The 10357-nt window shown below is 67.3% G+C and carries 10 protein-coding genes and 1 pseudogene; 3 read left to right on the top strand and 8 right to left on the bottom strand.

The annotated features are described in order from the left end of the window. The 3 genes and pseudogenes from G528_RS0113270 to G528_RS0113265 all read right to left on the bottom strand — a co-directional run. A pseudogene (locus tag G528_RS0113270) lies at positions 1–221 on the bottom strand (IS256 family transposase); the annotation flags it as partial. A gap of 100 nt (positions 222–321) precedes the next feature. Beyond that, positions 322–930: a DUF3558 family protein gene (locus G528_RS18255; RefSeq protein WP_169515278.1), complete on the bottom strand. Its 609-nt coding sequence runs from the start codon at positions 928–930 to the stop codon at positions 322–324. Positions 931–968: 38 nt separating this feature from the next. Next, the gene (locus tag G528_RS0113265) at positions 969–1277 is read right to left on the bottom strand and encodes a hypothetical protein (protein WP_026919394.1); all 309 of its coding nucleotides are present in this window, start codon (positions 1275–1277) and stop codon (positions 969–971) included. A gap of 266 nt (positions 1278–1543) precedes the next feature. Here G528_RS0113265 and G528_RS0113260 point away from each other — a divergent pair, with 266 nt between their 5' ends. Next, positions 1544–2047 (top strand): SRPBCC family protein, encoded by a 504-nt coding sequence (locus G528_RS0113260; protein WP_211220636.1) that lies wholly within the window; start codon positions 1544–1546, stop codon positions 2045–2047. An 87-nt stretch (positions 2048–2134) separates the two neighbouring features. Then, positions 2135–3040: a type IV toxin-antitoxin system AbiEi family antitoxin domain-containing protein gene (locus G528_RS0113255; protein WP_026919392.1), complete on the top strand. Its 906-nt coding sequence runs from the start codon at positions 2135–2137 to the stop codon at positions 3038–3040. A gap of 75 nt (positions 3041–3115) precedes the next feature. Here the strand turns inward: G528_RS0113255 and G528_RS0113250 are convergent, their stop codons facing one another. Beyond that, a complete protein-coding gene (locus G528_RS0113250; RefSeq protein ID WP_026919391.1) occupies positions 3116–4273 on the bottom strand; it encodes a cystathionine gamma-synthase in 1158 nt (385 codons plus the stop codon). Further along, positions 4274–5689, bottom strand: a complete 1416-nt coding sequence (locus G528_RS0113245) for a cystathionine beta-synthase (protein WP_026919390.1) — start codon at positions 5687–5689, stop codon at positions 4274–4276. 98 nt (positions 5690–5787) lie between these two features. Between G528_RS0113245 and G528_RS0113240 the strand changes: the two genes are divergently transcribed. After that, positions 5788–7011, top strand: coding sequence for an acetyl-CoA C-acetyltransferase (locus G528_RS0113240; protein ID WP_026919389.1), 1224 nt, complete (start codon positions 5788–5790; stop codon positions 7009–7011). On the opposite strand, the gene G528_RS17555 is transcribed toward G528_RS0113240, so the two are convergent. The 3 genes from G528_RS17555 to G528_RS0113225 all read right to left on the bottom strand — a co-directional run bounded on the left by G528_RS17555 (position 6992) and on the right by G528_RS0113225 (position 10304). Further along, on the bottom strand, positions 6992–8524 hold the full coding sequence (locus G528_RS17555) for an MDR family MFS transporter (protein ID WP_084638214.1): 1533 nt from the start codon (positions 8522–8524) through the stop codon (positions 6992–6994). The genes G528_RS0113240 and G528_RS17555 overlap by 20 nt on opposite strands. A 180-nt stretch (positions 8525–8704) precedes the next feature. Then, positions 8705–9592: a Bax inhibitor-1/YccA family protein gene (locus G528_RS0113230; RefSeq protein ID WP_026919388.1), complete on the bottom strand. Its 888-nt coding sequence runs from the start codon at positions 9590–9592 to the stop codon at positions 8705–8707. Positions 9593–9671: 79 nt separating this feature from the next. Continuing rightward, complete coding sequence (locus G528_RS0113225) at positions 9672–10304, bottom strand: TetR/AcrR family transcriptional regulator (protein ID WP_026919387.1); 633 nt, start codon at positions 10302–10304, stop codon at positions 9672–9674. Between the last annotated feature and the right edge of the window lie 53 nt (positions 10305–10357).

Here is a 10357-nt window from a genome sequence, read left to right as displayed (position 1 = left end):
GTCATCACCTCCCGCTCGTTGTGGTAGCCGTTACGCACCACCAGCCGGCGACCGTGCTCATCGACCTGATCGGTGAACTGATCGACATAGGCAGCGACCTCGGCCTGCAGGGCTGCGGCGAGCATCTGCCGGGCCCCGTCGCGCACGATCTCATCGAGGATCGACCGGTGATCGTCGTTGGACTGGTTGGAACCATCAGGGGCGTTGACTACCGTGAGCACGAGGCGTGCCTTTCCGCCAGCGCTGCAACGCTGACTTGATCAAGTGACTACCGGGATCATTCTGCGGGAAGGCACGCCCTCCCAGATCCACAGGTCTTGATCATTCCTCGATCGTCGCCCGCGTGAAGGCCAACGCCCGCTCGCAGATCTCCTCCGGGGTTGCAGCCGGTCTTCCATGATTGCGCACCATCGTATTTACGGCCGCATCCCCTGACTGCACGTAGGTGTCACAATCACGGTTGTTGGTAGTGCGATGAACGCCTACGGTGCGGCCCGCCATGCGGACGTCGGGAAGCCAAATGTCATGACTTGTTGACTTCAGCCGCTTGTCCTCGTTGAGGCTCGGCGAATTTCCAACAAATTGCATCAACGTCCACCGAATAGCTGCATCGTTCGCCTGGAATTGCCACCGGCAACCGCGAAGTGTCTGACCGTCAGTCCCCGCAGCATCCTCGGCACTCACCGGATCGACCCCGAGCGATTGAAGTGTTCCCGAATCTAACGCAGTGCACGGCTCGTACTCCGTACCGCTGTTCGCACGACTCCAACGACGATGAAACTTCGTTTCGAAGGGTAACTTCCGGCCAGCCGCATCCGTCTGCCTAGGCTTAGGCAGACTTCGCGACGAACCCTGGCTAACGACGGCGCTATTCCCCGCCCTCGGAATCGATCCCTCTGAGTTGCATCCCTGCAGCAACGGACCTGCCATGGCCAGAATCAGTAAGCAACTACTGACTCGCCGAGGCATCACTTACCGTCCATCTGGAATAGACCCGTCTGGCCGTCCGAGGTCTCGAGAATTCGGCCTCCGAGTGTGGTCAGTTCGCTGATGTTGCTGGCGGCACTTGCAGCGTCCTGCAGCATCCCAACCCCAGCGCTCAAGAGTGATTGCAACAACGTGAACATCCGTTCCCCCTCCACGCAGCCGCAACCAAAATAGTTTCGACTCACAAGACTCGCGAGCCGATCCCCCAAAGCGTCGAGCGAAGTCGCCGATTCCCTCGCGACGCTGGCGCGACGGGCCCAAAGGTCTGGGTCGAAGATCAGGTCTGCCACTCGTGCCTCCGTCGTTCCGCCGTCGACTTGGAAGTTCCGTGGCGAAGACCGCACCCCCCAGCGCGGTCTTCGCCACGGCCCCCTTCGCCGACGTGGTCTTGGCGTCTCCGGGATCCAGGCGCTGATCCAGACGCTTATGAATTAGACGCTGCCGAGCCGAGAACGGTTCCGTGTCAGATTCCCGAGCGGCCGAACGTCACGCCGACACACGCGCACCGTCATACTGTCGGCGCCCCGACGTGACGGCGACCACTACACTCGTGGCCATGGCATACGACCTCGAACCATTCGACGAGTCCTACTTCGACATCGCCCCGATGAGCTACACCATCGACGTCAACATCCCGGTGTCCCCCGAAACGGCGTGGGCGGAGTTCACGCGACAGAACACCCTCGACTGGTGCCGCGCCCTGAACTCTGTGGAGTACACCTCGACGCCGCCTCACCACGTCGGCACCACACGGTCGGTCGCACTCGCGCCCGGATTCATCAAGATGGACGAGCTGTTCTTCGTGTGGAGTGAGGACTCCGCGACCTCCACCTACAAGCACGCATTCCACGGCGTCCGCGCCAGCGTTCCCGGTCTCAAGAAGTTCGGCGAGTACACCGAGGTCTCACCCGCCGCCAACGGGTCACGTCTCATCTGGAAATTCGCGATGGAACTGGGCGGCGTCGGACTGCCGCCATTCCTGTCCGGGCCGATCGCGAACGGCGCATTCGGCACCGTGAAGACCGACACGATCAAGCACTTCGCGACCTTCGCCGGCTGACCTGCCTTCGCCGGCTGCCCCCGCCCCCACGAAACGCCCGAGAGGCCCGCTGCGGAACCGTCGGGCCGGCCGGAGCGTCCAATCGGCATGGACGATGAGCGCGCGAGCGACCTGCGCGTCGCCGAACACCTGGCCGACCACGACGGCGTGATCACCACCGCCCAGGCCCTCACGCTCGGGATGACGCGCGGCCAGATCCGCGCTCGCCGCCGCAGCGGCCTGTGGACACCACACGCGCGGTCGACCCACCTGTCCGCCGAGCACCGGATGACCGACGCCGCCCGCATCAGGATCGTGAGCTCCGCACACACCGGGGCGGTCATCGACCGCACCGCCGCAGCGTGGCTCCACGGCCTCGCCGACCGCCTCCCCGACGAGGTCACCGCGTCGGTCGCCCGCAGCGGCAGCAACACGCCCCGCTGCGTCGTCCCCGCATCCATCCGCCGACGCACCTACCCAGCCGAAGACATCAGCAACGTTCGGGGCATCCCGGTGACCGCGCTTCCGCTGACCGTGCTCACCGCGGCCGCCGAACTCCCCGACGGGATCGCGATCCTGGACCGCGTCCTACAGACGCGGCGCGTCACCGTGGCCGAACTCCGCGCGACCCTCGACCGCAACTCCGGCATCCACGGTCTGCGCCCGGCACGACCGATCCTCGAATCGGCCGACAGCCTCTCAGAATCCGAACTCGAACGCCGATTCGTCCGGTTCTTACGCAAGCACTCGATCACCGGATGGCAGCAGCAGGTGTGGCTCGGGAATCGGCGGCTCGACTTCGCGTGGCCCGCCGAACAGGTCGCCGTGTCACTGCACGGATGGGCGTTCCACCACCAGCACGACCGTTGGGAGAACGACCAGGCGACCACCAGTGCGCTCGCCTCGATCGGTTGGCTTCCCCTCGTGTTCACCTGGAAACGGCTCGAGTACCAACCCGACGAGGTCCTCGCCGAACTCGCTCGAGCCCTTGACCTCCGTCGCGCTGTGCAATGACAGAAGTGCGACAGAAACTTGGGTGATTTTCCGGTTCTCATGGACCGGAAAATCACCCAAGTTCTTCGGGCTGGGTCAGGCGAGCGCCTGCCGGACGTCCTCGAGCAGATCCTCGGCGTCCTCGATGCCGACCGAGAGCCGCACGAGGTTGTCGGGAACCTCCAACTGCGATCCGGCGGTCGACGCGTGCGTCATGGCTCCGGGATGCTCGATCAGCGACTCGATCCCACCGAGCGACTCCGCGAGAGTGAAGATCTTGGTCCGCGCACAGAAGTCGAGGGCCGCGTCACGGCCACCGGCCAGCTGCACCGAGAGCATCCCGCCGAATCGGCGCATCTGGCGTGCCGCCGCCTCGTGGCCGGGGTGGTCGGCGAGGCCCGGGTACAGCACCTTCTCGACTCCCGGATGAGTACCGAGGAATTCGACGATCTTCTCGGCGTTGTCGCAGTGCCGCTCCATGCGGACCGCGAGGGTCTTGACGCCGCGCATCGTGAGATAGGCGTCGAACGGCCCGGGAACCGCGCCCGCACCGTTCTGCAGGAACGCGATGTCGGCGTCCAACTGCTCGTCGTCGGTGATGATCGCCCCGCCGACCACGTCCGAATGCCCGCCGAGGTACTTGGTGGTGGAGTGGAGCACCACATCGGCACCCTGCCGCAGCGGCTGCTGCAGGTACGGCGTCGCGAAGGTGTTGTCGACGACCAGCTTGGCGTCACCCGCATGCGCGACGGCGGCGAGCGCCTCGATGTCGCCCACGTTGAGCAGCGGGTTCGTCGGCGTCTCGACCCACACCAGCTTGGTCTGCGGGGTCATCGCCGCGGCGACGGCCTCCGGGTCGATCACCGGCGCCACCGAATACGTGATGCCCCACTGGGTGAAGACCTTGTCGATCAACCGGTACGTGCCGCCGTAGGCGTCGTCGGGGATGACGATGTGGTCACCGGGGCGCAGCGCGGCCCGCAGCATCGCATCGGTCGCCGCCATCCCGGAGGCGAAACCACGCCCGTAGCGACCGCTCTCGATCGCCGCGAGGTTCGCCTCGAGCACCCGTCGCGTGGGGTTGCCGGTGCGTGCGTACTCGAAACCGTCGCGCATGCCGCCGACGCCGTCCTGAGCGAACGTCGAACTCGCATAGATGGGGACGTTGACCGCACCGGTCCGGCCGTCCGGGTCCCACCCCGCGTGGATCGCGGTCGTCGAGAATCCGCCGCCGACGAAATCGTTGTCTGCCATCTACTTCTCCTCCTGCCGTGCCACCGCCATCGGATGCGTGCTCGCGAACGCCAGCAGATCGTGGCGGGTGATCACGCCGATCGGTTTGCCGTCTTCCACCACCATCAACGCGTCAGAGGCCCCGAGAGCTTCCATCGCCTCGGAGACCTCCTCGCCGGCGCCGATCAGCGGGAAGGGTTCGCCCATGTGCTTCGACACCGGGTCGGCGAGGTTGGCCCGACCCTCGAACACCGCGCTGAGCAGGTCGCGCTCGGACACCGCGCCGGCGATCTCGCCTGCCGTGATGGGCGGCTCGGCGCCGACGACGGGCATCTGGGAGACGCCGAACTCGCGCAAGATCTCGATGGCGTCGCGCAGCGTCTCCTGCGGGTGGGTGTGCACCAGATCGGGCAACGTCCCGCCCTTGCCGCGCAGCACGTCGCCGACGCGGGACTCCTCGCGTTCCACCCCGTCGAGCGGGGTGCGCAGGAAACCGTAGCTGCTCATCCAGTCGTCGTTGAAGATCTTCGACATGTAGCCGCGACCGCCGTCGGGCAGCAGGACCACGACGACGGCGTCGGGGCCCTCCCGCTCGGCGACGAGCAGTCCCGCGACGACCGCCATCCCGCAGGAGCCGCCGACCAGCAGGCCCTCTTCGCGGGCGAGGCGGCGGGTCATCTCGAACGAGTCGGCGTCCGAGACGGCGATGATCTCGTCGGGCACCGTCGGGTCGTAGGCGCCCGGCCAGAAGTCCTCGCCGACGCCTTCGACGAGGTAGGGCCGTCCCGAGCCGCCGGAGTACACCGATCCCTCGGGGTCGACGCCGATGACCTTGACGCGGCCGTCGGAGACCTCCTTGAGGTACCGGCCGGTGCCGGTGATCGTGCCGCCGGTGCCGACGCCGGCGACGAAGTGCGTCACCGTGCCGTCGGTGTCGTCCCAGATCTCCGGACCGGTGGTCTCGTAGTGGCTCAGCGGGCCGTTCTGGTTCTCGTACTGGTTGGGTTTCCAGCCGCCGGGCAGGTCACGCGCGAGCCGGTCGGACACGTTGTAGTAGCTGTCGGGATGCTCCGGCGGGACCGCTGTCGGGCACACGATCACTTCGGCGCCGTAAGCGCGCAGCACGTTCCGCTTGTCCTCGGCGACCTTGTCGGGGCACACGAAGACGCACTTGTAGCCGCGCTGCTGGGCGACGAGGGCGAGCCCGACGCCGGTGTTGCCGGACGTCGGTTCGACGATGGTTCCACCGGGTTTGAGCTCCCCGGACTCCTCGGCCGCATCGATCATGCGGGTGGCGATCCGGTCCTTGGAGCTGCCTCCCGGGTTCATGTACTCCACCTTGGCCGCGACGAGCCCGGAGCCGGGTTTGACGACCTTGTTCAGCTTGACCAGCGGGGTGTTTCCGACCAGGTCCACGACGTGATTGGCGATGCGCATACCGTCCATGGTCCCAAACGAGACGGCCTCGCGCCCGTCCGGGCCGCGATCGGGTCATCGGTCGGATCCCGTCGGACCCCTGGAGTAAGGTGCAGCGCATGACTGAAGCAGTGATTGTCGCCCATGCCCGCTCCCCGATCGGCCGTGCCGGCAAGGGTTCCCTCAAGGATGTCCGGCCCGACGAGCTCGCCCGTCAGATGATCGCGGCCGCGTTGGCCAAGGTCCCGGAGCTCGACGCCGCCGACATCGAGGACATTCATCTCGGCATCGGCCAGCCCGGTGGCGCCGGCGCGTACAACATCGCACGGTCGGTGGCCGTGCAGCTCGGTCTCGACCACGTGCCGGGTGTGACGGTGAACCGCTACTGCTCGTCGTCGCTGCAGACCACGCGGATGGCGCTGCACGCGATCAAGGCCGGGGAGGGCGACGTCTTCATCTCGGCGGGCGCCGAGAGCGTGTCGAGTTTCGGGTACGCCGGTGCTGCCGACGGTCTGCCGAACTCCAAGAATCCCCTGTTCGCCGAGGCTGAGGCGCGCACGGCGAAGACCGCCGAGGGCGGCGCCGGAGCGTGGCACGATCCCCGCGAGGACGGGCTGCTGCCGGACGTCTACATCGCGATGGGCCAGACGGCGGAGAACGTCGCGTCGTACACGGGCATCTCGCGCGAGGACCAGGACCGTTGGGCGGTGCTGAGCCAGAATCGTGCCGAGAAGGCCATCGACGACGGCTTCTTCGCCCGCGAGATCGATCCGGTCACGCTCGCCGACGGTACGGCGGTGTCGACCGACGACGGGCCGCGCGCCGGCACCACGTACGAGAAGATCTCGCAGCTCAACCCGGTGTTCCGTCCCGACGGCACCATCACCGCGGGCAATGCCTGCCCGCTCAACGACGGTGCGGCCGCACTGGTCGTCATGAGTGACGCGAAGGCGAAGGCGCTGGGCCTCAAGCCGCTGGCGCGGGTCGTCGCCACGGCGGCCACGGGTCTGTCGCCGGAGATCATGGGGTTGGGCCCCATCGAGGCGGTCCGCAAGGTGCTGCGGGTGGCGGGGATGTCGATCTCCGACATCGATCTGGTGGAGCTCAATGAGGCGTTCGCCGTGCAGGTGCTGGGTTCGGCCGCCGAACTGGGCATCGATCACGACAAGCTGAACGTCTCGGGCGGCGCGATCGCTCTGGGGCATCCTTTCGGCATGACGGGCGCCCGCATCACCACGACGCTGATGAACAACCTGAGCACGCACGACAAGCAGTTCGGTCTGGAGACCATGTGCGTCGGCGGCGGTCAGGGCATGGCGATGATCATCGAGCGGTTGAGCTGATCGGTTCGACGTCGCGATCAGGGCGGTCCCGGGTTCCGGGGCCGCCCTCGTACTGTTCGGCGGGTGCGGACGATGCGGTGTCCCGCACGAGGAGTGCGACGGCGACGACGACGAGCGCGAGCGCTCCCGCGGCGTAGAAGACGGTCCGCACACCGTTGGTGATCGCGTCGGGTGCGGGCACGCCCGCCTCCTGGTCGGCGGTCGACACGACGGTCATCACCGTGATGAACACCGCGGTGCCCGCCGCACCGGCGACCTGTTGGAGGGTGCCGAGCACCGCGGAGCCGTGCGAGTACAGGTGGGGTGCGAGCGAACCGAGGCTCAACGTCATCAGCGGCGTGAAGGTCGCCGCCAGTCCGAGGCACAGGATCGCCTGGGCCACGACGAGCAGCCAGGCGGACGTGTCGGGGGTGATCCGGGTGAGGAGCCAGACGCCGGCGGCGATCGCCAGCGTTCCCGGGACGACGAGGATTCGCGGGCCGCGGAGATCGTAGATCCGTCCGATGAGCGGTGACGCGAGACCCATGAGCAGGCCGCCTGGCAGCATCAGCAGTCCCGTCGTCATCGGCCCCAGCAGCAGGACTTTCTGGGCGAAGTAGGGCACGACGATGAAGGTGCCCATCATGGTGGCCATCGCCGCGACCACAAGGACGATCGACAGCGCGAACGGCCGTGACGCGAACACCCGCAGGTCGAGCAGGGCGCGGTCGGCGCGGGCGAGGACGATCTGGCGTCCGACGAATCCGGCGAGGCCGAGGCCGCCGATCAGGAACGGTATCCACAGGGGCATCGCGGCGTTGCCCTCCGCCGCCTGGCCGATGCCGACGAGGCCGTAGACGGCGCCGCCGAATCCGGCGATCGCCAGCGGGATCGACACGACGTCGACCGGCTCGGACGTGCGGTCGCCGACCGGTCGCACGAACACCGCACCGACCAGCAGCGCGATGACGGCGATGGGCAGGACGGCCCCGAAGATCCAGCGCCAGTGCCAGTTCTCGAGGATGAGGCCCGACAGGGTGGGGCCGAGGGCCGGGGCGACGGCGATGACGACGGAGATGTTGCCCATCATCACCCCGCGGCGTTCTTCGGCGACGAGCGTCATGACGGTGGTCATCAGCAGGGGCAGCATCACGGCCGTGCCGAGCGCCTGCACCACCCGCGCGACCAGGACCATGCCGAATCCCGGAGCGACGATCGCCAGCAGCGTGCCGAGGACGAACAGGGTCATCGCCGCGATGAACATGGTGCGGGTGCCGAAGCGTTGGATCAGGAACCCGGTCAGCGGGATCACCACCGCCATCGTCAGCATGAAGATGGTGGTCAGCCACTGTCCCTGTGTCGGGTCGACGCCCAGGTCGTCCTGCAGGACGGGGATCGCGACACTCATGACCGTCTCGTTGAGGATCACGACGAAGGTCGCGACGATCAGCGTGGCGATGATCGTCAGATCGGTGCGTGGCATCGCGGTGCCGGCGGTGTCGTCGGCGGGTGCGGCTGCGGGGTCGGCGGTCATATGAGCTCTCGTCGGTCGGCGGGTGCGGTGGACAGGTACCGCGTCGGTGGTGCACCCCGGCGGCGAAGGTTCCGGCAGCGGCGAACCACTACAGCGAACACGACGAAGCCCGGCCGTGCAATTCGATTTCTCGATGCACGGCCGGGCTTCGTCGAGCGACTCGCCGCGGGGCGCGTCGTCCTAGTCGCTGTTGAGGTAGCTCAGCAGGCGCAGGATCTCGACGTACAGCCACACCAGGGTGACGGTGAGGCCGAGCGCGACCCCCCACGCCGCCTTCGACGGTGCACCGGCGCGGATCAGCTGGTCGGCGGCGTCGAAGTCGATGAGGAACGAGAAGGCCGCCAGACCGATGCAGACGAGGGAGAAGATGTAGCCGATCGGGCCGGCTTCACGCAGTCCGGTCTCGACGCCGAACATGCCGAGGACGAGGTTGCCGACCATGAGGACGAGGACGCCGACGAGACCCGCGGTCATCATGCGGGTGAATCGCGGTGTGACGCGCACGGCGCCGACCTTGTAGACGATCAGCATGCCCACGAACACGCCGATGGTGCCGAGGACCGCCTGTCCGATGAGGGCGCCCGGCGAGGTGTCGCTGACGCTCATGTTGCCGAAGACGAACGAGATGGCGCCGACGAAGAGGCCTTCGAACGCTGCGTATGCGAGAACGATCGCGGGATTGTCCTGCTTGCGGCCGAAGCTCGCGATGAGGACCAGCACCAGGCCGCCGATGGCACCGACGGCGAGGAACGGGAGTGCCATCTTCTGCTGTGCGAGGATGTCGCCGCCGCCGCTGGTCGCGATGATCCCGTAGGAGGCCACGGCGACGGCGATCAGGACGCCGAGCGTCATCGCGGTCTTGGTGACGACGTCGTCGATGGTCATCGGGCGGATGCCGGCCGGGGCCTGGTATCCCTGCGTGTACTGCTCGAGATGCTGCTGCTGGCCGTGCGTCATCGACGCCTGCCCCGCACCGGCGAGGCCGGTGCCGAACGTCGCGTACCCGTTCGCATCCTTCTTGTTGTCCCGAATCACGCCGCGCATGATCGGGTTGTTGGACTCTCGCACTGATGCTCCTTAGACGATGTACGTGCGCAGGTGTGTCGGTATCTCAACGACCATGAGACCGATTCGGTTCCGAGTTTACTTATTCTTGACGGAGTCCGTCGGATACGGCCCTCAGCGTGGCCTCGGCGAGGTCGAGGTCGTGGCCCCACGGCAGACCCGGTTTGGAGATCATCAGCGACGCCACCCCGTGCGCGGCCGACCAGAGCTGCAGGACGCGCGGGACGACGTCGCCCTGCGGCATCATCCCGGCGTCCATCACGTCCTGAACGGTCTCGGAGAAGTGCACGAACGCCGATGACAGCAGCACCTGGTCGGTGAGTGTCGGCTCACCGGGCGGCGTGACGCGGCCGAAGGTGATCCGGTAGAGGACGGCGCTGTCGATCGCGAATCGCACATAGGCCATGCCCTGGGCCAGACCCCGGTCGATCGGGTCGTCGACGCCGCGGGCCGCGGCCACCATCACCTCGTCGAACTGCTCGAAGTATTGGGCGCAGACGGCGTCGAGGAGGGTTTCCTTGTCGGCGAAGTGCAGGTAGATCGACGGCGGGGTGACTCCGACGCGGTGGGCGACGGCGCGGATCGACACGGCGTCCTCGCTGCCCGTCTCGATGAGCAGTTCGGTGGTCGCGGTGATGATCTCGTCGGCGAGTCGTTCGCCGGCCCCGCGGGGCGACCGCGGCCGGACGGCCGCCCGATCCGCATCGGCGCTCACTGGCACCACCGTCCTTCTCCGTCGCATCCCGTCATCCGTCGCGCCCCGTTCGC

This window comes from Gordonia shandongensis DSM 45094 (genome assembly GCF_000423025.1).
In the GTDB taxonomy this organism is placed as follows: domain Bacteria; phylum Actinomycetota; class Actinomycetes; order Mycobacteriales; family Mycobacteriaceae; genus Gordonia; species Gordonia shandongensis.
This window is presented reverse-complemented; position numbering and strand designations above follow the sequence as displayed.

Bases quoted from the DNA above. Each gene is read 5' to 3' on its own strand.
- G528_RS0113250 (WP_026919391.1), bottom strand. From the start codon at position 4,273: ATGGCAGACAACGATTTCGTCGGCGGCGGATTCTCGACGACCGCGATC.
- G528_RS0113240 (WP_026919389.1), top strand. From the start codon at position 5,788: ATGACTGAAGCAGTGATTGTCGCCCATGCCCGCTCCCCGATCGGCCGT.
- G528_RS0113260 (WP_211220636.1), top strand. From the start codon at position 1,544: ATGGCATACGACCTCGAACCATTCGACGAGTCCTACTTCGACATCGCC.
- G528_RS0113255 (WP_026919392.1), top strand. From the start codon at position 2,135: ATGGACGATGAGCGCGCGAGCGACCTGCGCGTCGCCGAACACCTGGCC.
- G528_RS18255 (WP_169515278.1), bottom strand. From the start codon at position 930: ATGGCAGGTCCGTTGCTGCAGGGATGCAACTCAGAGGGATCGATTCCG.
- G528_RS17555 (WP_084638214.1), bottom strand. From the start codon at position 8,524: ATGACCGCCGACCCCGCAGCCGCACCCGCCGACGACACCGCCGGCACC.
- G528_RS0113245 (WP_026919390.1), bottom strand. From the start codon at position 5,689: ATGCGCATCGCCAATCACGTCGTGGACCTGGTCGGAAACACCCCGCTG.